We start from the raw sequence: 24,691 nt of genomic DNA, 5'->3' as shown, positions 1-24,691 counted from the left end.
TATTGAGTATCTCAGGTTACACTGATTTAACCACATCTTGATTTCTTCCTCTAGAGTTTAGATCAATTCCATCTAAGAAGGAAAAACTGCTTCAAATGCCAAATTTAGCGGTCAGTTCCAGCAAAAAACTAGAATTTTGGTTACGAATCTCCATCTACCTATTCCCATGAGAATCCTCAAGATCCAGACCTTACGCGGCCCAAATTACTGGAGCATTCGACGGCACAAACTGATCGTTATGCGCCTAGACTTAGATAACTTTGCCGAAACCCCCTCAAATGAAATATCTGGCTTCTATGAAGGATTAGTAGAGGCACTGCCAAGTCTAGAGGGTCACTACTGCTCCCCAGGCTGTCGTGGTGGTTTTCTAATGCGGGTGCGAGAAGGCACCATGATGGGTCATATAGTGGAACACGTAGCCTTAGAACTCCAGGAATTAGCGGGAATGCACGTAGGTTTCGGTCGCACCCGTGAAACCGCCACACCTGGGATTTACCAGGTAGTGATTGAGTACCTAAACGAAGAAGCGGGTCGCTATGCAGCCCGGGCAGCAGTCAGGCTATGTCAAAGTATTATTGACCGAGGACGTTATCCCAAAGCCGAACTAGAGCAAGACGTTCAAGACCTCAAAGACTTTTGGCGTGATGCTTCACTAGGACCCTCCACAGAAGCCATTATCAAAGAAGCGGAGAAAAAAGGTATTCCTTGGATGCCTTTACCAGCTAGATTCTTAATTCAATTAGGCTATGGTATCCACCAAAAACGGATTCAAGCCACAATGACCAATAACACAGGCATTCTTGGTGTAGAACTAGCTGGTGATAAAGAAGCTACTAAACGGATTCTTGATGCCAACGGCGTACCAGTCCCCAGAGGTACAGTCATCAATTTCTTTGATGATTTAGAAGAAGCCATTGAATATGTTGGCGGTTATCCCATCGTGATTAAGCCCTTAGACGGCAATCATGGACGAGGAATCACCATTGATATCCGCAACTGGGAAGACGCAGAAGCAGCTTATGAAATGGCTCGACAAGTCTCTCGCTCAATCATTGTTGAGCGATATTATGTGGGACGAGATCATCGAGTATTAGTAGTTAATGGCAAGGTAGTTGCTGTAGCAGAGAGAACTCCTGCCCATGTCGTGGGTAATGGCAAATCTACAATTACAGAACTAATTGAAGAAACAAACCTTGACCCTAAACGTGGTGACGGACATGATAACGTCTTGACGAAAATCGAACTAGACCGTACCAGCTACCAACTCCTAGATAGACAAGGGTACACCATCAACAGTGTGCCACCCCAGGGAGCAATTTGTTATTTAAGAGCTACAGCCAACTTAAGTACAGGTGGTAGTGCTGTAGATCGCACAGACGAAATTCACCCCGAAAATCGCTGGTTAGCACAACGGATAGTCAGAATTATCGGCTTAGATGTGGCTGGTATAGATATCGTAACTTCAGATATTAGCCGTCCTTTGAGAGAATTAGACGGTGTAATTGTGGAAGTTAATGCTGCCCCTGGTTTCCGAATGCACGTTGCCCCCAGTATCGGCATCCCCCGCAATGTCGCCGGCGCAGTTATGGATATGCTGTTCCCCAACGAACAATCTAGCCGCATTCCTATACTTTCAGTTACAGGTACGAATGGCAAAACCACCACAACGCGCCTGTTAGCCCATATTTATAAGCAAACTGGTAAGGTTGTCGGCTACACAACTACAGATGGTACTTATATCGGTGATTTCTTAGTAGAATCGGGAGATAATACAGGACCCCAAAGCGCCCATGTTATCCTTCAAGATCCGACCGTAGAAGTAGCCGTATTAGAATCGGCTCGCGGTGGTATTCTCCGCTCTGGGTTGGGTTTTGAAAATGCTAATGTAGGTGTAGTATTAAATGTGTCTGCTGACCATTTAGGCATCGGCGATATAGATACTATTGAGCAATTAGCCCATCTCAAAAGCGTAGTTGCTGAAGCTGTTTTCCCTGATGGTTATGCGGTACTCAATGCCGATGATCACCGGGTAGCGGCTATGGCAGAAAAAACTAAGGCCAACATTGCCTACTTTACCATGAATCCCGACTCGGATCTGGTACGGAAACATATCCAACAGGGTGGAGTAGCCGCAGTCTATGAACATGGTTATCTGTCTATTGTCAAAGGTGATTGGACACACCGCATTGAAAGGGCAGAAAATATCCCCTTGACAATGGGTGCAAGAGCGCCATTTATGATTGCTAATGCTTTAGCCGCTAGTTTGGCAGCTTTTGTTCAGGATGTCACCATTGAGCAAATTCGCGCTGGTTTAAGAGGCTTTCGTGCTTCCGTAAGTCAGACCCCAGGACGGATGAATTTGTTTAATTTGGGTAAATACCATGCTTTGGTAGATTATGCCCACAATGCGGCTAGTTACGAGGCTTTGGGGTCATTTGTCCGTAATTGGACAACGGGACAGCGCATTGGTGTAATTGGTGGTCCGGGCGATCGCCGTGACGAAGATTTTGTTACTCTAGGTAGATTATCAGCAGATATCTTTGACTATATCATTGTTAAAGAAGATGATGATACTAGAGGTAGACCTCGTGGTTCAGCTTCAGATTTGATTGTGGAAGGCATTACCCAAGTTAAGCCTAATTACCGCTTTGAATCAATTTTGGATGAAACCACAGCTATTAACAAAGCTTTAGATATGGCTAATGATGGTAGTTTGGTAGTAGTTTTGCCAGAAAGCGTCAACCGGGCGATTAAGTTAATTAAAATGCGGGGTGTACAAGAAGAAATCCAGCCTCAGCAATCAGTTAACAATGATTCCCACAATGGGATAGCACCTTCTTCTGTGGTTAATACACTGATTTAGGAGCATCTCTTGTTTGTAAATTGCCCTCAGACTAATTCATAATTTAAGTCTGGGGGTTAATTAATATTAGGTAAGATTTAGCAATTTCTATGTTCTCTGACAAGTTTAATTTTAATTATGGATAGGAATATTCTAACATTTTTTTATTCCATTAAAAAAGCTTTACTAGATTTGGACATAAGTTGCTAATATCAATCTCCATTGTTTTCACAACTACTTTCTCCAATGACAAAAATTGCCGTTTTTGATCTTCTTTCTTTTTTACACCGGGTAACATAGCTGCATTGAAAATAATAATTAATATTCCCGTAAAAAGAAGACCAAATAAAATCATATCAACTGCTGATTGTGGACTTATATCATGAGATTGATTTGTTGGAGTAACCTGTTGTGTTTGTAAAACAGTTTGAGGTTTTTGTAAATCATTAATTACATCTTGCGCTGATTGATATCTATATTCATATTCATCATGAATCATTTTGCGGAGAATATCTTTCAACTCATCACTAGAGTTAATTTTTGTATGCCAATCATCACCTATATCTTCAGGTCTTGAACCTGTCATTAACTCAATTATTGTTATTCCCAGTGCATAAATATCACTATTTTTTCGTGGAAACCCATTTATTTGTTCCTTTGGTGCATATTCTGGTGTACAAATCCGAGTTGCTGGTACTTGTAATTTGGTTGTATTAGCAATTCTTTCTTTGACTGCACCAAAATCTATGAGAAATAAATTACCCTGATTATCAATCATGATATTATCGCGTTTAATATCACGATGAATAATATTTTTATCATGAATATAAACCAGAATATTTAGTAAAGTTTCCAATATTTGAATTGTTTCGTAAACCGCAAATACTTTACAAGTCTTTATTTTTTCTCCCAAAGTTTCCCCATTAATATATTGTTGAATCAAATATAATTCTTGATTTTCCTCTATATACTCAACGAATCTGGGAATATGGGGATGACCATTTAAGTTTTGTAAAGTTTTTACTTCTCTTTGGAATAAATTCTTTGCTAAGTCAATATCACTTTGTTTATTACTAGAGAAAGTAAACTTTTTAACTTGCCACAAACTTTGTAAAGTTTTTACTTCTCTTTGGAATAAATTCTTTGCTAAGTCAATATCACTTTGTTTATTACTAGAGAAAGTAAACTTTTTAACTTGCCACAAACGTTAGTGATTTCCACAAGTCCTTTCCTCAACTTACTATAGATTTTAGAAATGCTGTAACTGATGCCGGAAATACATTAACGACATCAGCTAATCATTTTCATACTGTTGTTCAACAATCTTCAGCTATAATGCAAATAGCAGCTAAGGCTTTAAGCGATGCTACGAATAGCGCAACTGGATTAACAACCGAAATTTCTGAGTTAATATCTTCCTTGAAAAACACAACAGATAATTTGCAAAAGTATACAACCAATTTAGATGCTGTGGGTAAAACTTTAATTGATAACTCTAAACAGGTACAGATTTTAATTAAAAGTAATGAAGAAAAAATGATTGAAGTCTTGAAAAGTATACTTGACAACTCTGAGATAATTTTCAAATCTACCCAATCATTGAATCAAAATATTACTCAAGTTACAACGTCTTTAAATGATCACATTAAAATATTAAACGATATAGTGGACAACTCTCAAATAATTTCTATATCCACACAATCATTGAATCAAAATATTACTCAAGTTACAACTTCTTTAAATAATCATATTGTCCAAATAGATCAACAAAGTAAATTTTTGCGCGATTTAACTGCAATGATTCAAAAAGCTGATGTAAATATTAATCAAGTATCAGGAAATTTAGAGAGAAATACACCTTTGTTGGATAATCAGATTAATAAATTACAGCTTCTTACTAGTCAACTTAATCAAACTAGTCAAATTGTCTACCAAGTTAATGGTAATTTGGGTGAATTATTAAATGCTTCTCAAAAATCACAGCAATCAAATAATTAATGCTATTTAACTTAAATATATGCCAAGAAGGAATAGAAACAGTGCTACCAGCGCGGAAACATTTACGATTTGGACTTCTTTTACAGATTTGATGTCCAATGCCTTTATGATTATTACATTACTACTTTTGTTTTTTGTAGCCAAGTCATCAACAGAAACATCTGATGATCCAATATCAAAACCAAAAGATAGTAAACCAACAATTATTTCTCTTCCCGCAGATAAATATAGTTTTAAATCAGGTAGTGCAGTTTTACCGCAAAATTTGCAGGATGATATTAGTCAAAAAGGTGAAGACGGAGTAATTTTAAGAACAATTGAGGAAAATATTGCTGAATTAGAAAAAAGTGATAAACAGGTTGATGTTATTGAAGTAATTGGACACACTGATGGTGAAGAGGTTGGTTCTCTCAAATGTGATAATCAAAGAGGAGGCAATTTAGATAAAAAACTAGAAAATGTATCAAGAGGAGATCAAAGTGTTGCTATTTTATGTCCTGGTTCTAATGCTGATTTAGGTTTAATGCGTGCATTAGCAGTAGTTAAAGAACTGCAAAAGGCACAAAAACAAAAAGAATCGGGAAGCTTTAAACAACTACAATTTAGAGCATATTCATCAGCACAACTTCTGTTACCAAATGATCAGGGATTTGCAGAAAAAAATAGAGATCCTGACCCAAAACGTAGACGGATAGAAATACGTTTTGCACAGATTGGGGAGTACGTTACACCCGGAAAATAGTCTTGAGGAACGCAAATTTAATAACCTGCAATTCTGCCTGTCAAAATTAACACACTAGGGAACGTCCATGTTTTTCGGCTCTTTTTTGCAACTGATATTTGATGTCATCATCAATGTTAGAGATGGTGATATTAGTCATAAATAATTGATATAATTTTGATTATACCTATTATAGTCAATAATCACGAAAATTTTTGATTCTTACCTTTAAAGATGCACATACTTACATCTAATGCACATTTAAAAGTATTAATTGTCTGTCTCGATCTTCTCTAATCATTTCTTTCGTTTTCCTGGAGGTTGAGGCTTTATATTTCGCAAAAAAGCACCTAAATCTGAATTTTTGCTAATGCGACAGTTACCTTCACCAAACTCAGTGTTTAATTCTTCTTGATACTTTCCCGTTTCTTGTGGACCAGAAACGTTCGATTTAATATAAGTTTTTGGCGTAAATCTTAATGATGGATCAGTTTTTTTGAGAACATTTTTAAAATGTATATATGTATTTATAACCTGCTCTTTTGCTGTTTTGAGATCACCACCCTTCAATTCTACAAAGCAGATGATCTTTTCATTGTCTTTTGCATAAAATACAATGAGATCACAAATTTTCATTCCTTCTCTATCTAATCCTAATAGTTTACGAAACTTACAATTAGGGTTTGATTTCTCGTCTATATGAAAAAAGAGAATTGTTTCACCACTTGCTGGTTGTAAACTTACCTCTACTCCATTTTCTTTAAGGCTTGTCTTTCCTGGTAGCAAACAACATGATAACAATAAAGTATTGAAAGGCATTTTACAATCACTCCTGAATTTAAAAATATAAGAGTGATTATAAAAAAACATGAGAAATGTATTCTGACACCTCTCCAAATGTTCCCCAATCTATCCTACCATCTTCATGTAAAATATTTTTAGCTGTACCATCTTCAAATAAATATACAGAAACTTTTTCTTGAGTAATAAAAGCATCTGTCCTATCCAAACAAAATTTTTCTTTTATACTCTCTTTATCTTCATATTTAGAGGCTTTAATCAAATTTGCTAAATGATCAACAATATAAGGGCTATGGGTTGTAATTAAAATTTTCAAACCTGCTTGTACTAACATTGCTAAAAATTCAATAATTTGTACTTGCGCTGTTGGATGTAAATTCATTTCTGGCTCATCAATAATTAGTAATTCATTTGGTATAGCTAAATGACGCAAGCACAAAACTAAAGGAGCTAATTCTTTAACCATTGAAGAAGAAACTGTCATTTCCAGTTTAACATTTTTCGACGGTTGATAAAGTATTTCTTGATCGAACCCAGAATCATCAACATTTACTTTTCCTCCCAAAATATCATTTTCTAATATCTCTGCTAATCGAATATATTCTGAAACTTGTGGGTAAATTTGTATTTCTTCTTCCCTATCAGTAAATGTCTTGGTATATACACTTTCTAGTGTAAATTTTAAATCTTGTACTGGTACACTTAATATTCTGGGTACAATATTTTCTCCATTTTCATCAACATCTTCAAAATATTCATAATCTTGGATTTTTGTGGCTGAAGAAAAGAATGGTATAACTCCTGTTCTTTCTGTAGGTAATATATAAGTTTCTGAATAGAAAGACCTGTGAATTATCCCAAAAGTTTCTTGAAGCAAAATTTGTTCAAATACTCTTTTAGGCAATTTTTTCAAAATACTTTCTTCAGAAACTGAAACTATGTAAAAATAAATACTATTTTCGCCTAATTCTTTAAGTATATTGAGAGTGTTTTTACTTTGAGAACCAAAAGAAAATTGTTGTTTTGAAACATGACTTTTGATATTATCAAATCTTTCTTGTTTAGCTTCTGATAAATCAAAATTAATTTTCATCTTTTCAAAATCAACACGCTCTGTTGCTAGAAATTTGTTCATCCAGCTATGAGCCAAATTAGAGACATCATTAATATATAATTCAGCATATTCTTTAGCACAATCTATTAAATCAATCCGAACCGTTCCTTCTTGTAAAAATTCTTCAACTGCATTATCTATAATTGGATATCTCTGTTGAGTGTTTTTATCAAGATAAGCTTTGCAATACCTCTCACATCCATACTCACCTAAAATAGATGCTAAAGTATAAGCTGTCCAAGTTTTTCCTGTTCCATTACCACCAATAAACACAGTTAAAGGCTTTAAATCAATTTCTGCCTTTTCAATAACACCTAAGTTAGCAATTTGTATTTTCATAGCACATTTAATTTTAATTAGGGTTAAAAATCTCCAATTGACTACACCCTACCATTATTCGTAAATTCAGCAAATCATACCTATTACTGAATCACATATTTAAAAGGTTATATCTGGAATCATAGTAAAACTGACACTTACCTTACAGCAGATTGAATATTTCTCGGTCAAACCACTGCGCTCTTCTCTGCGCTTCTGCGCCTCTGCGTGAGATAAAAACCAAAAAAATGGAGAGGGGGAGATTCGAACTCCCGGAAGCTTTCACTTCATCCGATTTCAAGTCGGACGCATTCGACCACTCTGCCACCTCTCCAAATTATTTGCCAGAATTGTGTAATACAAAAACTGACAAATAACATCATAACATACAACTACAGAATTGGCACTACTGAAACTGAAGAATTATAAAAAACTTCTTCAGTAGCGATGTGGTAATCCTGATCCACCCAAACTAAAGAAGCTTTTGTTACCAAACCATCCTCCAAAGCAACCAGAGAAAAATTTCGTAACTTTATTCCGTCTTGGTGAATAATCCGGGGGACGGTGGCAGCATTTAGGTAAATAGTTCCTTCTGGACTTCTAAACACAGCCTTTCTTTGCAGCTTCTTCGTGTGGCGCAGGGTGCGGTGCATATGACCAAAAGCAACTAGGGAAACAGTTTTCTTGAGGTTGAGACTTTGAGAAATTGCTTCCGCTAAATCAGGATCACCAAAATCACCACCGATAGGATGCCAATCTTTGCCACAAGGGTCCTCAGCGCGATCGCCTAAACCACTCGGTCCATTGTGTCCGAGAAAAATAATATGATCAAAAGTAACACTTTTTACTACCTTAACAATTTTATCTGCGGACTCCTCCAAACTAGAGACACCATAGCGTTCTTGACACATTTGGGCAAATCGCCATTCGGGTCCGCCCCAGGTAAAAGGACGACCACCCACTACAGTTAAATTCCACTGCGGAAAATCTAACTTACCATAACCGACTTGGGCAGAACCTAATAAATCTAGCTGTTCCTGTACCCAGTCTTCCTTGGTGCGGTCATAAGGACATTTTTTGCGTCCCCATTCAGTTGCCGAGTACCAGGCATCGTGATTGCCCATTACCGCCGCTTTGGGAAGGTCTAGAGAAGCGATCGCTTTTACCACTTCCACCGACTCATTCCCGAAATCACCGACAAATAGCGCCAAGTCAACACCGAGATGCTGGAGTGCTATGCCGTCCTCTACTTCCCATTGGTCGTGAACATCGCCAATTACAGCAATTTTGATAGGTTTTGATTGATTTTTCTGACTGGTCATGCCACTTTAAAAAGCCGTATATCTCCAGGATATGAAACTCCACCGGATTTGGACATAAATTGCTAGAATCAATCCCTCCCTCTTTTTGGTAAAAACTACTATAATTAAATTCACAACGTAATAATTTGTAATTAAAAGCAGTTTTTAATTGTGTTTACAACTACACTTACCCAACCAAAATCAGGTATTTTACCCTTAGATTTGTTTGCCGCCATTGCGGATCTCAAAACAGAACTGAATGCAGTGATATTAGCCCACTACTATCAAGATCCTGATATTCAAGATATTGCGGATTTCATTGGCGATTCCTTACAATTAGCCAGAGCCGCAGCCAATACCAAAGCCGATGTCATTGTCTTTGCTGGTGTTCACTTCATGGCGGAAACTGCCAAAATCCTCAACCCTGATAAATTGGTGTTATTACCAGATATTAATGCAGGATGTTCTCTAGCAGATAGTTGTCCTCCCCAGGAATTTGCAGCTTTTAAAGCCGCACACCCAGACCATTTGATAATTTCCTATATTAACTGCTCGGCGGAAATTAAAGCCATGAGCGATATCATCTGTACCAGTTCCAACGCTGTGAAGATTGTCCAGCAAATACCCCAGGAACAACCGATTATTTTCGCCCCAGATCGCAACCTGGGACGGTATGTAAGGTCACAAACAGGACGGGAAATGCTCTTATGGCAAGGTAGCTGTATTGTCCATGAAACCTTTTCCGAAAAGAAAATAGTCCAGTTAAAAATTACACATCCTCATGCAGAAGCGATCGCTCACCCTGAATGTGAAACCAGCGTCCTCCGCCATGCCAGTTATATTGGCTCTACAGCCGCCTTACTCAATTATTGTCAAACCAGCCCTAGTCAAGAGTTCATCGTGGCTACAGAGCCAGGAATCATTCACCAGATGCAAAAACTAGCACCTGACAAACACTTTATTCCCGCACCCCCCCAAAGTGATTGTAACTGTAACGAATGTCCATTTATGCGGCTAAACACCCTAGAAAAACTGTATCTAGCCATGAAAAACCGCACCCCAGAAATTACCCTACCAGAAGAAATCCGCATAGCCGCACTCCGACCCATGCAAAGAATGTTAGAAATGAGTTAATTAGGAGTCAGGAGTCAGGAGTCAGGAGTCAGGAGTCAGGAGGAAGAAGGAAGAAGGAGGAATAGGAAAAATATATCCTGTTTATCCTTAAATCCTGGAAATCCTGATTCTGACATGATCAAGATTTACTCTTCTGAGCTTCTTTCTGGGCAGCCTCACTAAACTTTTTATACAACTTAGTTCTAATCTGTGCTTCCTGATAGCGGCTGTGGCTAGGTGCAACCTGACCCATTAAATCAGAAGCCCGTTGCCAAGTAGCAGCTAATTCCAACCACTGAGTTGAAGTTGTAGCCGTTGTACCAGTCACAGTCGCCTGGTTAGCCAGTCTCACAGATGCAACAAACGGATCATCAAATGGAATAGAAAGACTTTGGCGCACAGGACGATTCGATGATTCTGGCGGTCTTTGCTTGACTGTTTGAGAAGATTGAGAACCCACTAATGGCAACAGCTTCTTCAATGGATTACTTAACCGAAAATCTAGCAACCAAGCCAGTAAAATTATTGAAGATAAACCAGCAACCCATACAAATAAAGTTTTAACAGAAATTTTGCCCTGATTTCGATTCTTCAGCAAAGATTGGGGTTTTCTTAAAATAGGTTTTCTTGATTTGGTATAAACTTCAGTTAACCCTGGAATTAACCGCTTCAACAAGTTTGGTTGGTATACAGTAATTTCCCGTGACCACAGTAATTGACCATCAGTATCGCGGTTAATTTCCTCCAACCATAGTAATTGCTCTTCTCGAACAATTCGACTATTAATATTAACTCGGCGAATATGACGTGGTGTCAGTGAGTCCAAAATTTCTTGAATTTTTGGCACTAAGACAGATTGCTCCAGTTGCTCTACTGTAGCCGCTTCACATAAGATTTGTAATATACCATCCGCAAAAACTGCTCTAGTTCTGACACCGGACACAACTAGCCTTTCATTCAAAACTTGAATAATTGCCGCCACGCTGCCCTGGTGAGCTTGCCAAGCGATATCATTTATCCGATCTACCATTTGATATTTAGTGATAGCTCTCACACCCTGACCTGTGAAATAATATAACCTAAGTTACTAATTATCTAAATTTAGGCAGGGAAAAAGGTCAGTGGTCATTGGTCAACTACTCCTGCCTCTTGCCCCTTGCCTATTGCCTCTTACCCATTTTTAACTAGGAACTTACGTTAATATACATTCAATTTGCATATATCAATTGTAAATTTTAGCAACTCTATATTCTATTTGCTCAAGTGCAAATTGCCACACTTGATATCCTGCTAAAGATAAATGTAATCCATCCGTAGTTAATTCGGGACGCAAATTGCCATCAATACCCGTAAACCAATTGTGAATATTGAGGTAATTAGCCCCCTGCTTTTGGGCAATTATAGCCAATTGGGAGTTAATATGACGAATTCGACTATTAGGGATTTTCTGCGATCGCACAGGTAAAATAGATTGGACAATAATCTGACTACTGGGATGACTTTGACGTAAGCTATGAATAATCCGCGAGGAATTGACCAAAATTGACTTGTCAGTAGCACCCTTCCGTAAATCGTTAATCCCAATCATTACATAAATTATATCGGGTCTGGTGGCAGAAAATGCCGACAATCTTTTAGAAACGCCCTCGGAAGTATCTCCAGATATACCTTGATTTAGCCATAATTTACCCGTAGGTAGTCTGTCCTTGGGAAACCACAAACTTAAAGAATCACCTACTAAAATACTCAACCGATTCGCACCTTGACCTTTAGCTATAGCTTTAGCTTCCAGAGCTAATAAGCTTTTCCAATCTTGATAAGTCAGTTTATCTGCCTTATTTGATTCCCCGGACAATGCTAAATTTTCATCATTATCAGTGCGCGTATAAATTTGACCAGATACAAGTGATGCTAATCTTTGCTGGTAGAGTTGACCACCAGAAATAGGTGATGTAGTTGGAGTCTTTTGGGAATTGAAGTTAAAGGATGATTTCACAGGTATTGATAACCCATGCTGTCTAAATTCTGACAAGAGAATCTCTAAGCTGGGGAGGTTTTTCCCGATTACTGATGATTGTTCAACGGTCGTCGGTGTTTGTCTACTAAATTCTGGTAATAATTTATCAGTCTTGACAAGACTCTTCTTGGCTGGTGAGGACTTCTCAATTTGATTACTAAATTCAGGTACAGCAATTTGACGTGGAGAATTTTTCTTGCCCTCGTAAACCTGGAAACCCTCGGCTAAATCCAATAAAGATAGAGAATCTTTGGGAAGATTGGTTATTTGGAGAGGTGTTGATATTGGCATTACCAATCCTGTTAATAAACTTGCAGCCAACAGATAAGGTTCACTCATCGTTGTTTTATTCCTTGTGTGTATTCACTACTTTTCCTTATGACAGCGTTAACTAAGTGAATTCAGGAAGATTTCGATTTTTGTCTAAGTAGGTTGGCGTTAAAAATTGTTGTTATAGCCAGGGAACGGGGAACAGAATAGGGGGTTTGAGCAACTTGCGCTTTGCTATCAAAAAACTATAGATTTCAACTCAATACGCCAAATTGAAAAAAGCCTCGATTTGTAGGTTAGGTTAATGGACAGCGCAATTTAACGCTTGTATTGCATTTCATGCTTCAGCCCAACCTACAAAAAATGGCGAAGGCTTGTTAAGTTAGACTGGCTCTATTGTACCAGTTTACAATATTTAATATTATTAATTAATTCAATGCTATTTAACCCATTGAATCATAACAAATATCCTCCCGTCAGGATTAATCAACACTAAATTTTGGGATTTTATCTTTTAAAAGCCTTACTCTATAAGATTTATAGCTTTTTCAGTATCTAGCTGTTACCATCGTTTTTCAAAATCTTATCCCTTGATGATCTACTAAATTTTGGGATTCATACTTTTGGTAGATGACAATAATTAATTGTTTATGATGTGAGTTGTAAAAAAAATTAATAACTAATTATATGGTTATCAATTTTTGCGGATAGAAAAATAGTAATAAAACGCCAGAAAGTCTAATTCATAAGGTTTAAGTAGTATTTATTTTTTTCAAGATAGCTACGTTTATTTACACCTACTTACAAAACAGTGTTGTTCCTAACACTAAAATAAATTACGTTATTATATTGTGTAATTTTAGTAACATACTTATTTGTAGCAGAGTAAGTAAATCGTTAAAATGCTTGCTACAGAAGAGTTATGCCCGTAGTTAAAAAGTTAGATTTGCAGAATTATTGAGTCTGTTTGCTATTTATAGTCTGGATTAGACATACAAAGATTTATCGAAACTAAAGTAGATCAGTTCCGGGGATGTAGAATAACTTAGCGAAAAGTGCTAAGATTTATCCGATGTCATTAATGTTTCTTTTTATAACGTGGCTAGAGCTAGTACAGCAATCGGTGTATCTCCCATCATTAAGGAGATTGTGCAAAAACAGGCACATTCAACTCGCTTAACTTTGAAAGAAGTTATTCTTATGGGAATGTTGGCAATTGATAAGTTAGATGATCAAAATTGTCAAGAATTGGCAGATCAAGTTCATCAAATGCAGGTTAATGGTGAAATCTAAAGCTGCTGGTAGGGATCTGAAACTAGATCCTTCTTGTCTGTCAAGAATTTAATAAAAAACTCAGCGAAAGTTTCATGAACTTTGCTGAATGAGGTTTGATTCCTGCTTAGTTACAGCGCTGTAAATAGGCAATATTAGACTTGATAGCGGCGATTTTCAATAAATTGGCAAGATTGCCTCCATGATTGGGAAATTGATTAAAAATATCATTTCCAATTCGTGGAATATTTTAGCCTTATAGCCATTTTTGAGTAGTTTTGCATACTCTGGCTATGGGGCTTTAATATTTTTTAAATAGGGCTTGCTGATAGCGTTAGCCATATAAAGCTAAAACCATTTATTAGTAAGGGTTTTGCGGATTTTTATCACAAAAAAGTGCCAGGTTTTGGCTGATGATGTCTCAAAATAGGTGCATTTTTCCCTGTCGGATTGAGAAAATTGAGGATATCCAGATAGTTGAAACTGTCCCCGTGGCGTAGCACCTGTCACCTGTCACCTTCCCTCACAGACAACTTATTCAGCAAACCCTAATTAACGGATAGCTTTTTTACACTCCTCAACAGAAACCCGTTGTCTCATTGCTGCTACCAAAGCCTGATAACCATCCCAATTCTCCTGAATCAAAGTTTTAGACTGAAGTAGATGAAACCGTTGTTTTTGCTGATAAAGTGTTTCCGAAAAACCGAGAACTTGCAAAATTTCAGTTAACTTACTTTTATCATCATTACCACCTTCAGCAGAGTTAAAAACCAAAGTTTCTGCCGCAATTCCTGCCATCCAAATAGTACAATAACGGTCTAACATTTGAGCAGTAATTTGGCCCTTTTCTATTTGCGCTGTTAACTCCCCATCTTCTAAAGTTATTCCCCCTTGTCCTGGTTGTCCTTTTTTCCAAGCTTCCCAAGCACTAAGAGTGTAACCAGTCACCGGAATTTCTAACAGGTGAGCCACGAGAAAATGACCAGCTTCATGATGTAAAATCCGTTCTTTATATTCTGGAGAAAATCGCGCTACCAAGTCTAATACTATCGTTCCTCCCTTGCCTTGAAAGCTGAAATTATCTAAAGTTGCAATTCCTAAAAAAGTCACTGTAGCTAAAGCAGGTATCGTTGGGGAAAGATGTATTAATGGTCCTAACAGGCTGGAAAAAGTCATCAGAAAAACAGATATAGCAATCAGATTTATCGCAGTTTGGCTCATGGGAGTTTTTTAATATAAGTTACTTAAATATAACAGAATATAGATCCCCGACTGCTTCAAGAAGTCGGGGATCTGAGCATCTTGAACATTGCTATAATAAATCTATACTACATTCCGTAAAAAATTATCTCAAAACTATGCAATCTCCATTAAATATTCTCACGGTTGAAGAATACTTAGAAGCCGAGAAATCTAGCGATATTCGCCATGAATATGTAGCTGGACAAGTTTTTGCAATGGCGGGTGCAAGCGAAGAACATAACCTGATAGCTGGTAATATTTACGCTATACTACGTCCCCATTTGCGCGGGAGTTCCTGTCGTGCTTTTATGCCAAGTCCTGTGTGCAAATTGCTGATGCTAATCATCATGAAATGAGTAGCCATTTATGCCGGACTCACTTTGTAATGGAACCTTTTGCTGTTGTTACCCCTCGTCAATTAGCCCAGAACCATCCGCTGAGAATATTACTAAAACCCCATTTCCGGTTCATGTTGGCTAACAATGATTTACAGCAGATGTCGAACTACAAGCTTGGGCGCGGGAATTAGTGGCTCAGGATGGTGGTAGAGTTAAGGGGATGAGCGATCGCATTGATACTTTGAAACAATTAGTAGAGATTGTTACTACTATCATTTACACTTGTGGACCCCTACATTCTGCTGTTAATTTCCCCCAATATGAATACATGGGTTTCATTCCCAATATGCCTCTGGCTGCTTATCAACCAATTAAAAAAGAAGGCGTTTGTACCCGCAAGGAACTGATAGATTTTTTGCCAGCTGCCAAACCAACAAGTAGCCAATTAACAACTGTATTCACACTCTCAGCCTATCGTTATGACAGACTGGGATATTATGAAGAGGAAGAATTTGCAGACCCCAATGCTGACGATGTTGTGAATAAATTCCAGCAAGAATTGAATGTGGTACAGAGAAAAATTGAGTTGAACAACAAGGGACGTTTGGTAAATTACGAATATCTACAACCAAGACTTGTTCTCAACAGTATTAGTATTTAACTGATTGCAGAATGCACAAAATCCCCATCTTCAATAAAGTAAAATGGGGGTTTTTATTCTTCATCGTTCACTATTTCACTTTCCATATTAAACTCAAGTGACCAACCCCAGTATATTACCTGTTCAGCATAATACTGTTTCAAAATTGCATAACTAACAATCTCAAATATTCTGGCATCTATATTCGGTTTTAATAAACTTCTAATAAATTCAATTGCTGTTTCTGGCGATTGTTCCTGAATTGCGAGCATTTTTTGACAATACATCATAAAATCATTGAACGAAGTCATTCTGGCTTGAATGTAAGCATCAATGATATATTTAATAGATTCAGTAATATTGATTTGTTGATCATCAATTTGTACTTTCAATATATTTTCATTAATCCAATATCTATTGGTTGTCGAATCTCTTATTATTGGTAAATAAGGTGATGTGCGAAAATATCTTTTAAATTCTTCATTTAAACGATGGTTGAGAGCGTGATTTTGAAGTTTGCTACCAAAAGGTAGTTCTCTCTGTCTCGTTAACAATGCCATATATTGTGCGCCTTGATAATCTTCGTAGGCATTATTAATATGAAATTCATTGTTTAGATAATCTTCAACCAAAACATATATAGCATAATGGTTAGCAAAGCTGGCTCTTGATTTAGAACCACGATTTGCAGCCTTAGTTTTAATATTTATGTACTGTAATAATTGACTATTGTTTAAAATGACATCTCCATATCCAGGGAAATATTGATTAAGAATAGAAATTATTGTTTGTTTAAAATCATGCTGTAGTATTTGCATCAAAAATACTCCCCTGTATAACATCTAAATCCAAATCTAATTTTTTACCATTTTTATTCTTAATATTATGGCTCTTTTTTAGTGGTAAAAGTTTTTCCCCCTGATATTCTTGCATTCCCAAAACTCGTCTCAACCCAATTTTTAGATATTCTTCTTGAGATTCAATACTAATAGATTTCCTACTCAATCGTTTAGCTACAGCAGCAGTGGTAAAAGTTCCAGCAAAAGGATCAAGTATTAAACTTCCTTCATAACTACTTGCCAAAATAATTCTTTCTAGTAATGACTCCGGTTTTTGTGAAGGATGATTTTCATACTCTGCCATGCGATATCTTACACGGGGAAAATACCAAGCATTACCAGGTACTTTTTCTGTATTATAGGGAGTTGGAACTGATTTTCTGTAATCAATTAATTGACGTTGTGCGCCAGTTTTTGCTTCAATTTTGATCTTGTCTGAATTAAAAATATAATTATTTTTATCTTTCACACAATGAAGCATAGGTTCATACATCGAACCAAAGTATTTTGTAGCTTGAACACCAGAACTATCGTAATGCCAGATGATGCGACTGAGAATAGTTAATTTTTTTCTCAAGTAAATATCAAAGTAAGGCATTGCTTGTGTACTTGTCATGATATAGATTGTGCCATTTGGTTTCAGAGTGCGGATACACTCATCAATCCATTTATATGACCAATTTACATACTCTTCTTCTGAATCCCATTTATCATGAAAATTAGCAAATTTCTTACCTATATTATAGGGAGGATCAGCAAAAATTAAATCAACTGATTCTGAAGGAATATGATTTGATACGATGTTAACAGCATCACCATGAAATATCAGATTCCCTTGATTTTGATAAGGTGCAAACATGATTATTAACTAAGACTCCATTTCTGCTAATTCTAACCAGCGTTCCGTCGCTACATCAATATTTTTCTTCAGCGTTTCTACCTCTTCATATAGCTTTTGCGCTTGACTATAATTTCCAGCCAGAGTTGCTAATTTCGTTTCTACGGCTGTTTTCTCTGCTTCTAACTTGGCAATTTTTCCTTCTAATTCCTCAAATTCCCGTCTTTCCCAATTGGATAATCTGCGGCGTTTTTTAGTTTCCGTAACTGGAGATATAACCTTTTCTTCGACAATTACAGTTTTTTGTGTCTCTTGTTTTTCTGCTTCCTCAGCTTTTTTATAATCTAAATAAATGGAATAATTTCCTGGATATTGACGTAAACCTCCACCTTCTTCCAAAGCAAAAATTCTATCTACCGTCCGATCTAAAAAGTAACGATCATGAGAAACTACTATTACACAACCATTAAAATCCTCTAGATAGTCTTCTAATACTGCTAATGTCTGCACATCTAAATCATTAGTCGGTTCATCCAAAATCAACACATTGGGGGCACTAATGAGAATCCGCAATAAAAACAAACGACGTTTTTCTCCTCCAGAAAGTTTATTAATGGGTGCATATTGTTGATTTCCTGGAAACAAAAATCTCTCTAACATTTGGGAAGCCGTGATTTTCGTACCGTCGGATATTTGAATAAATTCCCCTTCTTCCTTAATATAATCAATCACTCGTTGATCTTCATTTACCGCCGTTAACAATTCTTCTGAATGTTGGTTAAAATAACCAATATGAATTGTAGTCCCAATTTCCACACTACCAGAATCTGGTTTGATTTTGGCAGTCATAATATCCATTAAAGTAGATTTTCCTGCACCATTACCGCCAATAATGCCAATCCGATCTTCTGGACTAAATTCATAAGTAAAATCTTTAATGAGAGTTCTACCATTGTAGCCTTTACTAACATCTTTGAGTTCAATAACCTTCTTGCCAATCCGCCTACCAACGGTAGAAATATCAACTTTGCCATTAAGTTGTTTAAACTCAGTATCTCGCAGTGCATGAGCGCGTTCAATTCTGGCTTTTTGTTTGGTACTTCTAGCTTTGGGTCCTTTTTTTAACCATTCTAATTCTCGTCGTAAAATCCCTTGATGTTTCCGTTGAGTGCTAACGGCAGATTCTTCAGCTAAAGCTTTCTTTTCTAAATAATAGGAATAATTACCTGTATAATTGTAAATATCACCTCGATCAATTTCGATAATTCTATTAGTAACTTTATCTAAAAAATAACGATCATGAGTAATTAATAAAAGTGCGCCGCGATAGCGATTTAAATAACTTTGTAACCATTCTACTGATAAAGCATCAAGATGGTTTGTTGGTTCATCCATTAACAACAAATCTGGTTCTGATATCAAGGCTGCTGCTAAAGCAATCCGCTTGCGATATCCCCCGGATAATGTGCCAACTTTCACATCAAAATCAGCAATTCCTAACTTTGTTAAAATGATTTTGGCGTTGGTTTCTACTTCCCATGCACCCGTCGCATCCATCCGCTGCATTACACTAGAAAGCCGAGACATTAACTGACTATCATCGGGATAATGTGCCAATTTATGAGATAATTCTTCATACTCTCTGACGAGGTTCATTTGTTCGCCATTGTCAGCAAATACCTGTTCTAAAACAGTGTGATTTTCCTCCATATCTGGCTGTTGAGGCAAGTAAACAATTTTTGCCCCAGAATTAACTAAAATTTGCCCACTATCAATTGATTCTAACCGAGCAATCATTTTTAATAAAGTTGATTTGCCCGAACCATTAGTGCCAATTAAACCAACTTTGTCATTAGTATCCAGACTAAAATTAGCATCTTTTAAAAGTTCTTTAATTCCAAAATCTTTTTTAACTGATTGTAAGGTAACGATGCTCATATTATGCGGTAATTAGTGATGAAGAATTGGGCGGGCATTGCCCACCCTAAAGATGATTGTAAATGAAATTCTAGACAAATAAATCGAGGGGTAAATGTCCATACATCTCGTTAACTCCTCCCTCTTGATAAGACTGGCAAGATACTAACACTCCCCGATGATGCCCAGAATAGGAATCGAGATAACACAGGCCATTTTTACCATTTAATTTGATATAAACTGGTCCTTCTGGATGTGGTAAATCAGTTGGTGCTTGATAACCCAAAGCACGAGAATAGGTTTTCATGGCTAAAATTCCCTCTGCGGCTGTATCAGCACAAATACCTAAGATTTGATAGTCGGTAAGGCTGGTGAGAAAAATTAATGCCTCACGAGTGGGAACTTTTTCTGACGGTTTAAGAATGGGGGCAATATCCAGACAGTTAAATTTGTTGAGTATTTTCTTGGCTTCTGGGAGTGAGAGTTGCTGATGATTGGGAGTAGACATAATATTGATTTGTCTAGTTTTACGTCTGGTTCTGGTTTCGGGAGGGGGATTTGCTCACATTAGTGGCATTTTTGAACAAAATCAAGATTGATATGGCATATTCCCTGAGTTTTAGTAGGAATTTTTGCTGTATTGGTAGTCTTCACTGAAAATTAGCACATCTGGTTGATTGACAAGGTTATTATACCCTGCTGTTTGCGGCTGGGAACAATAATTTTAGCGACAATATTTTCTAATATAATTCCCAAAAGTGAAGTTTGCCAAATTACAAGTTACCAATTTCTCAAAATTATCTCTGCTGTTCCTAAAGCAAGATAACTGTATCTATTGCTTCAATATTGATAAGAAATTAACTCAATTATATGGTAGTATTAGCTGCAAGTAATTATTAATTAATGTGGCTATGCCATTTAAATCTCTCCGATTATCAAAAAGGCGTAAACATTCTGTTCGTCCCCTCCAGCGTCTATTGAAATATGGACATCAGTATATTAAACAAATTCGTCTGGCTATTGGTGCTTCTATCCTCAATAAAGTTTTTGACTTAGCACCCCCTGTATTAATTGGGATTGCGGTGGATGTGGTTGTTAAGCAACAAGATTCTATCATTGCCCGGTTAGGTGTAAAAGATATTTATGGGCAATTTCTGATTTTATCCTTGTTGACGGTGATTACTTGGGTGTTGGAGTCATTGTTTGAATATGCCTATAAGTTACTATGGCGCAATTTGGGACAAAATGTTCAGCATAATTTAAGGCTGGACGCATATAAGCATTTACAAGAGTTAGAGTTAGCTTATTTTGAAGAACGCAGTACCGGTGGTTTAATGTCTATTCTCAGTGATGATGTTAACCAATTGGAGCGGTTTTTGGATGTGGGCGCAAATGATATTATCCAAGTCACTACTACTATTATTATTGTGGGGACTGCCTTTTTTATTTTAGCTCCTAGTGTGGCGGGAATGGCAATTTTGCCTATGCCATTTATTCTCTTTGGTTCGATAATTTTTCAGAAATTTCTAGCTCCTCGCTATGGGGAAGTTCGGGAAAAAGTAGGGTTACTAAATGGCAGATTATCTAATAATTTGAGTGGGATTACCACTATTAAAAGTTTTACAGCAGAAGCTTATGAAGCCGCGCGGGTAGAATCAGAAAGTAATGCTTATCGTCAAAGTAATGCTAAGGCGATCGCCTTGTCTGCGGGTTATATTCCGATTATTAGGATGTTCATTTTAATCGCTTTTACCATCTTGCTATTATTTGGCGGGATGGCAGCAGTAGAAGGCAGATTGGCTGTAGGTGCTTATAGTTCTTTGGTGTTTTTAGTCCAGCTTTTACTGTGGCCATTAACCAGGTTAGGTGATACCTTTGATTTATATCAAAGGGCGATGGCTTCTACTAATCGAGTGATGGATTTGTTAGATACGCCGATGGCAATTGATCCGGGAAATATTGATTTACCTGTAGATATGATTCGTGGGAATTTGGAATTTCAAAATGTGAGCTTTGCTTATCACAACACAAACCCAATTATTCACAATTTATCTTTGGAAATTCCCGCAGGACATACAATTGCGATTGTGGGTGCAACTGGTTCAGGAAAAAGCACTTTGGTTAAACTCTTGCTGCGATTTTATGAGGTGCAAAGTGGGAAAATTACCTTAGATGGGATTGATTTACAACAATTAAATTTGCGAGATCTCCGCCGCGCTATTGGTTTGGTGAGTCAGGATGTGTTTTTATTTCATGGTACAGTAGGAGAAAATATTGCCTATGGGACTTTTACCGCTAGCGATGATGATATTATTATGGCGGCGAAAATAGCCGAGGCTCATGATTTTATTATGAGTTTACCCCAAGGTTATGAGACAATTGTGGGTGAACGGGGGCAAAAGTTATCTGGGGGACAAAGACAACGGATTGCGATCGCTCGCGCAGTATTAAAAGATCCACCAATTCTCATCCTAGATGAAGCTACCTCAGCGGTAGATAATGAAACCGAAGCCGCAATTCAGCGTTCTTTAGAACGGATTACGGTCAATCGGACCACAATAGCGATCGCTCACCGTCTTTCCACCATTCGCAATGCTGATTGCATTTATGTCATGGAACATGGCAAATTAGTCGAAGCCGGAACTCATGAACAACTATTAGAGAAAAATGGCATTTATACAAATCTCTGGCTGGTGCAATCTGGGTTAAAATAAATGTCATCTCAAAAATATCTTGTAGGGTGCGTCAGAGTTATAATATTTTTTAATATCCACAGATTTTTATGTCTGACACACCCTACTTGTATATGATTTATTGCCAAGTCTAGTGTGTGCAATCTCGGTTAAAATAACAAAAATAAAATTACCAATTAATGATCATGTTTAGTATTCCCCAACCCGAAACAGCAGAGAATAAATGGCGAGGACAGTTAGATAGATTTGTCAAAGATAATCAACCAGAACTAGCCGCACTTTTTTGGGGATTGTGGTTAGAAAATGGTAATAGTCAGGGAACTATCGGGATTGATTTACAACCAACTCCCCATTTTGTCTATTGTCCCCAAACCGAAATAGAAAAATTAAATGAGCGAGTTGAAAATCGTCTCCAAGAAATTTTAGGAATTATTGATAACAACAAACCCGAAATAGAAGTAGTCATGATTGGCATTGGCAAAGGAGAAATTAAATTAATTCAATTTGCACCCCAATCATCACCAGAAACTTGTTTTCAGGAAATAGGAAAAGATATAGATGAATTGTTAGATTTACTAGAACAGCGATTAGTTGAACAAATCAGGGATTGATATAACCATTGATATAGATCAGGAAAAATCTAAGATCCCCGACTTCTTTTATTTGTTGTGTCCGCAAATTATAAATTAATGTCAGAAGTCGAGGATCTGGGTATACAGGAGTGCTATAATTGAATACTTACGGAGAAATACACAAACGTACTAATAACTTGGTTTAATTAAGAAAAAGAGGTATCACCAGAAAGATGATGATTTTGGCTCAAAGCTTAACTATTGACTCGGTTTTAGTAAACAACTGTATCCAGTTCACAACCTGGGGATTTTCCTCCCTCTTACTGGCGGAAGTTGTCAGAGATGCTTATCATGCTTTGTGCCATCAAATAACATGGTTAGCAAAATGGCACAATAAACATCATGCTGTGTACCGTCGAGATTTAACTTTAACTTCGCAAAAAGCCTACGTAGATTCCCAGTTGTATCACGATATCGTCGAATCAGTCATCCTAGTAATCATCTTAACAATAATTGCCTTACTAGCGCATCAATGGGGATTATGGTTAGGAGTCGCTTATGCTGTTACTTTTTTATACGGTGCATCACTCCGATATTTCCAAGGAACAATAGACACAGACTACAATCATTTACCCGGAGCTTTAGACAAAATTCCTTCCGTTTGGTGGGTAAATAGAACCTATCATTGGCGGCATCATTTTGATGATGTTAATGCTTACTATAGTGGTGTGTTTCCCCTAGTGGATAAAATACTAGGAACAGGACTTTCTCTCAAAGGTAAAACCGTAGCATTAACAGGTGCTTCCGGTGCATTAGGACAAGCATTAGCAGCAGAACTATTAAAGCATAATGCCAAAGTTGTGGCATTAACAACCAATCCTGAAGAAATCGCAATTCAAGAGCGGGTCAAAATTGTAAAATGGGAATTAGGTAATGAAACTCAACTAAAAGAAAGTTTAAATAAAGTTGACATTCTCATTATCAATCATGGCGTAAATGTGTATGGAGATAGAACTTCTAGTGCCATTCACAAGTCCTATCAAGTTAACACATTTTCCGCGTTGGAACTGATAGATGTCTTTTCTACAACTGTCACAGGACCCCAAGACAAAGCCACCAAAGAAATTTGGGTAAATACTTCAGAAGCGGAAGTTTCCCCAGCCTTAAGTCCCTTGTATGAACTCAGCAAAAGAGCATTAGGGGATATTGTCACCCTCAAAAGATTAGATCAAACTTGTGTCATTCGCAAATTAATTTTAGGACCATTCAAAAGTCAATTAAATCCCTATGGTGTCATGTCAGCAAATCAGGTTGCCAAGGGAATTGTATTTTTTGCCAAACGGGATTTCAGAAATATTATTGTCACAGTAAATCCTTTGACTTATATCCTATTTCCCATCAAAGAATTTAGTACCTGGTTGTACTATCGGATTTTCAGTAAAGGGGTAAAAAGCAAATAATTATCAAGATAACGTTGCTAAATAAAATCTAACAGTCTCCTTTCTCTCCACCTCTGCGTCCTCTGTGCCTCTGTGGTTCGTATCAAATAAGATGACTGATGATTTGTGAAAATGCTATTAGCAACGTTATCCATGATATTGGGAAAGAATAAATATGAAACTAAATATTTAGACATTATGGGTATTGATTCCGTACAAACATCCATGTTAAGCTATGTAGTAAATAGGTAAAGTTACTTTTTCACTATTTGGAGATTGTTTGTTGTGGTTGTCTGAATCAGACAAAAAATATCTTGAAAATCCTCACAGAAAATTAATTCCCTGACTTCCTTAATAAAGCTATAAAACCAGCTTGAACAAAATGAATATCAGCCGTTACTGCATA

21 protein-coding genes, 1 tRNA gene and 2 pseudogenes are annotated in these 24,691 nt (G+C 37.0%); 11 read left to right on the top strand and 13 right to left on the bottom strand.

The features are described 5' to 3' along the window. The first annotated feature begins 166 nt into the window (after positions 1-166). Positions 167-2,863, top strand: coding sequence for a cyanophycin synthetase (gene cphA / locus PN471_RS14635; RefSeq protein WP_271777484.1), 2,697 nt, complete (start codon positions 167-169; stop codon positions 2,861-2,863). A gap of 151 nt (positions 2,864-3,014) precedes the next feature. Here cphA and PN471_RS14630 read toward each other — a convergent pair whose 3' ends face one another. Then, positions 3,015-4,046 (bottom strand): serine/threonine-protein kinase, encoded by a 1,032-nt coding sequence (locus PN471_RS14630; protein ID WP_271777472.1) that lies wholly within the window; start codon positions 4,044-4,046, stop codon positions 3,015-3,017. A 131-nt stretch (positions 4,047-4,177) separates the two neighbouring features. Between PN471_RS14630 and PN471_RS14625 the strand changes: the two genes are divergently transcribed. Next, entirely contained in the window at positions 4,178-4,840 is a 663-nt protein-coding gene (locus PN471_RS14625) for a hypothetical protein (protein WP_271777471.1), read from the top strand. Between the two features lie 19 nt (positions 4,841-4,859). Beyond that, a complete protein-coding gene (locus PN471_RS14620; protein WP_271777470.1) occupies positions 4,860-5,582 on the top strand; it encodes a flagellar motor protein in 723 nt (240 codons plus the stop codon). 55 nt (positions 5,583-5,637) lie between these two features. On the opposite strand, the pseudogene PN471_RS14615 reads toward PN471_RS14620, so the two are convergent. The 5 genes and pseudogenes from PN471_RS14615 to PN471_RS14595 all read right to left on the bottom strand — a co-directional run. Further along, positions 5,638-5,721 (bottom strand): annotated as a pseudogene (locus PN471_RS14615) (FitA-like ribbon-helix-helix domain-containing protein); the annotation flags it as partial. A gap of 137 nt (positions 5,722-5,858) precedes the next feature. After that, a complete protein-coding gene (locus PN471_RS14610) occupies positions 5,859-6,380 on the bottom strand; it encodes a hypothetical protein (RefSeq protein WP_271777469.1) in 522 nt (173 codons plus the stop codon). Between the two features lie 37 nt (positions 6,381-6,417). Then, positions 6,418-7,815, bottom strand: a complete 1,398-nt coding sequence (locus PN471_RS14605) for an AAA family ATPase (RefSeq protein ID WP_271777468.1) — start codon at positions 7,813-7,815, stop codon at positions 6,418-6,420. 228 nt (positions 7,816-8,043) lie between these two features. Further along, positions 8,044-8,128 (bottom strand) — tRNA-Ser (locus PN471_RS14600). A gap of 58 nt (positions 8,129-8,186) precedes the next feature. Then, the gene (locus PN471_RS14595) at positions 8,187-9,116 is read right to left on the bottom strand and encodes a TIGR04168 family protein (RefSeq protein ID WP_271777467.1); all 930 of its coding nucleotides are present in this window, start codon (positions 9,114-9,116) and stop codon (positions 8,187-8,189) included. Positions 9,117-9,266: 150 nt separating this feature from the next. Between PN471_RS14595 and nadA the strand changes: the two genes are divergently transcribed. Continuing rightward, a complete protein-coding gene (gene nadA, locus PN471_RS14590; RefSeq protein ID WP_271777466.1) occupies positions 9,267-10,229 on the top strand; it encodes a quinolinate synthase NadA in 963 nt (320 codons plus the stop codon). Between the two features lie 118 nt (positions 10,230-10,347). On the opposite strand, the gene PN471_RS14585 is transcribed toward nadA, so the two are convergent. Both PN471_RS14585 and PN471_RS14580 read right to left on the bottom strand, forming a co-directional pair. After that, positions 10,348-11,238, bottom strand: coding sequence for a hypothetical protein (locus tag PN471_RS14585; RefSeq protein ID WP_271777483.1), 891 nt, complete (start codon positions 11,236-11,238; stop codon positions 10,348-10,350). Positions 11,239-11,430: 192 nt separating this feature from the next. Beyond that, positions 11,431-12,564, bottom strand: a complete 1,134-nt coding sequence (locus tag PN471_RS14580) for an SGNH/GDSL hydrolase family protein (RefSeq protein WP_271777465.1) — start codon at positions 12,562-12,564, stop codon at positions 11,431-11,433. A 1,029-nt stretch (positions 12,565-13,593) separates the two neighbouring features. On the opposite strand from PN471_RS14580, the gene PN471_RS14575 reads away from it, so the two are divergent. Then, positions 13,594-13,788, top strand: a complete 195-nt coding sequence (locus tag PN471_RS14575; protein WP_015083627.1) for a hypothetical protein — start codon at positions 13,594-13,596, stop codon at positions 13,786-13,788. A 531-nt stretch (positions 13,789-14,319) separates the two neighbouring features. Here the strand turns inward: PN471_RS14575 and PN471_RS14570 are convergent. Continuing rightward, positions 14,320-14,988: an ATP-dependent Zn protease gene (locus tag PN471_RS14570; protein WP_271777464.1), complete on the bottom strand. Its 669-nt coding sequence runs from the start codon at positions 14,986-14,988 to the stop codon at positions 14,320-14,322. 137 nt (positions 14,989-15,125) lie between these two features. On the opposite strand from PN471_RS14570, the pseudogene PN471_RS14565 reads away from it, so the two are divergent. The 3 genes and pseudogenes from PN471_RS14565 to PN471_RS14555 all read left to right on the top strand — a co-directional run. Beyond that, positions 15,126-15,320: pseudogene (locus PN471_RS14565) on the top strand (Uma2 family endonuclease); the annotation flags it as partial. Positions 15,321-15,361: 41 nt separating this feature from the next. Further along, a complete protein-coding gene (locus PN471_RS14560; RefSeq protein WP_271777482.1) occupies positions 15,362-15,538 on the top strand; it encodes a lipoxygenase family protein in 177 nt (58 codons plus the stop codon). Then, entirely contained in the window at positions 15,538-16,008 is a 471-nt protein-coding gene (locus PN471_RS14555; protein WP_271777463.1) for a lipoxygenase family protein, read from the top strand. Before PN471_RS14560 ends, PN471_RS14555 begins: the two co-directional genes overlap by 1 nt. Before the next feature lie 53 nt (positions 16,009-16,061). On the opposite strand, the gene PN471_RS14550 is transcribed toward PN471_RS14555, so the two are convergent. The 4 genes from PN471_RS14550 to PN471_RS14535 form a co-directional block, all read right to left on the bottom strand. Next, positions 16,062-16,805, bottom strand: coding sequence for a hypothetical protein (locus tag PN471_RS14550; protein ID WP_271777462.1), 744 nt, complete (start codon positions 16,803-16,805; stop codon positions 16,062-16,064). Next, positions 16,786-17,685, bottom strand: a complete 900-nt coding sequence (yhdJ, locus tag PN471_RS14545) for an adenine-specific DNA-methyltransferase (RefSeq protein ID WP_271777461.1) — start codon at positions 17,683-17,685, stop codon at positions 16,786-16,788. The genes PN471_RS14550 and yhdJ overlap by 20 nt, the downstream gene beginning before the upstream one ends. Positions 17,686-17,694: 9 nt before the next feature. Continuing rightward, positions 17,695-19,602, bottom strand: coding sequence for an ABC-F family ATP-binding cassette domain-containing protein (locus tag PN471_RS14540; protein ID WP_271777460.1), 1,908 nt, complete (start codon positions 19,600-19,602; stop codon positions 17,695-17,697). Between the two features lie 70 nt (positions 19,603-19,672). Then, the gene (locus PN471_RS14535) at positions 19,673-20,089 is read right to left on the bottom strand and encodes a DUF1824 family protein (protein WP_193898579.1); all 417 of its coding nucleotides are present in this window, start codon (positions 20,087-20,089) and stop codon (positions 19,673-19,675) included. Positions 20,090-20,492: 403 nt separating this feature from the next. On the opposite strand from PN471_RS14535, the gene PN471_RS14530 reads away from it, so the two are divergent. From PN471_RS14530 to PN471_RS14520, 3 genes are all read left to right on the top strand, one after another. Then, entirely contained in the window at positions 20,493-22,295 is a 1,803-nt protein-coding gene (locus PN471_RS14530) for an ABC transporter ATP-binding protein (protein ID WP_271777459.1), read from the top strand. A 164-nt stretch (positions 22,296-22,459) separates the two neighbouring features. Next, entirely contained in the window at positions 22,460-22,885 is a 426-nt protein-coding gene (gene ccmS / locus PN471_RS14525; RefSeq protein WP_271777458.1) for a beta-carboxysome assembly chaperone CcmS, read from the top strand. A 197-nt stretch (positions 22,886-23,082) separates the two neighbouring features. Continuing rightward, positions 23,083-24,306, top strand: coding sequence for a bifunctional sterol desaturase/short chain dehydrogenase (locus tag PN471_RS14520; protein ID WP_271777481.1), 1,224 nt, complete (start codon positions 23,083-23,085; stop codon positions 24,304-24,306). Positions 24,307-24,691 lie beyond the last annotated feature (385 nt).

This window comes from Aphanizomenon sp. CS-733/32 (assembly GCF_028330045.1).
Lineage (GTDB): Bacteria > Cyanobacteriota > Cyanobacteriia > Cyanobacteriales > Nostocaceae > Dolichospermum > Dolichospermum gracile.
The sequence above is the reverse complement of the archived record's forward strand: the minus strand, read 5'-3'. Positions and strand labels throughout refer to the sequence as shown.

Coding starts and splice junctions, on each gene's coding strand:
- cphA (WP_271777484.1), top strand. CDS start 167: ATGAGAATCCTCAAGATCCAGACCTTACGCGGCCCAAATTACTGGAGC.
- PN471_RS14625 (WP_271777471.1), top strand. CDS start 4,178: ATGCAAATAGCAGCTAAGGCTTTAAGCGATGCTACGAATAGCGCAACT.
- PN471_RS14620 (WP_271777470.1), top strand. CDS start 4,860: ATGCCAAGAAGGAATAGAAACAGTGCTACCAGCGCGGAAACATTTACG.
- PN471_RS14610 (WP_271777469.1), bottom strand. CDS start 6,380: ATGCCTTTCAATACTTTATTGTTATCATGTTGTTTGCTACCAGGAAAG.
- PN471_RS14605 (WP_271777468.1), bottom strand. CDS start 7,815: ATGAAAATACAAATTGCTAACTTAGGTGTTATTGAAAAGGCAGAAATT.
- PN471_RS14595 (WP_271777467.1), bottom strand. CDS start 9,116: ATGACCAGTCAGAAAAATCAATCAAAACCTATCAAAATTGCTGTAATT.
- PN471_RS14585 (WP_271777483.1), bottom strand. CDS start 11,238: ATGGTAGATCGGATAAATGATATCGCTTGGCAAGCTCACCAGGGCAGC.
- PN471_RS14580 (WP_271777465.1), bottom strand. CDS start 12,564: ATGAGTGAACCTTATCTGTTGGCTGCAAGTTTATTAACAGGATTGGTA.
- PN471_RS14570 (WP_271777464.1), bottom strand. CDS start 14,988: ATGAGCCAAACTGCGATAAATCTGATTGCTATATCTGTTTTTCTGATG.
- PN471_RS14560 (WP_271777482.1), top strand. CDS start 15,362: ATGAGTAGCCATTTATGCCGGACTCACTTTGTAATGGAACCTTTTGCT.
- PN471_RS14550 (WP_271777462.1), bottom strand. CDS start 16,805: ATGCAAATACTACAGCATGATTTTAAACAAACAATAATTTCTATTCTT.
- yhdJ (WP_271777461.1), bottom strand. CDS start 17,685: ATGTTTGCACCTTATCAAAATCAAGGGAATCTGATATTTCATGGTGAT.
- PN471_RS14540 (WP_271777460.1), bottom strand. CDS start 19,602: ATGAGCATCGTTACCTTACAATCAGTTAAAAAAGATTTTGGAATTAAA.
- PN471_RS14535 (WP_193898579.1), bottom strand. CDS start 20,089: ATGTCTACTCCCAATCATCAGCAACTCTCACTCCCAGAAGCCAAGAAA.
- PN471_RS14530 (WP_271777459.1), top strand. CDS start 20,493: ATGCCATTTAAATCTCTCCGATTATCAAAAAGGCGTAAACATTCTGTT.
- ccmS (WP_271777458.1), top strand. CDS start 22,460: ATGTTTAGTATTCCCCAACCCGAAACAGCAGAGAATAAATGGCGAGGA.
- PN471_RS14520 (WP_271777481.1), top strand. CDS start 23,083: ATGATTTTGGCTCAAAGCTTAACTATTGACTCGGTTTTAGTAAACAAC.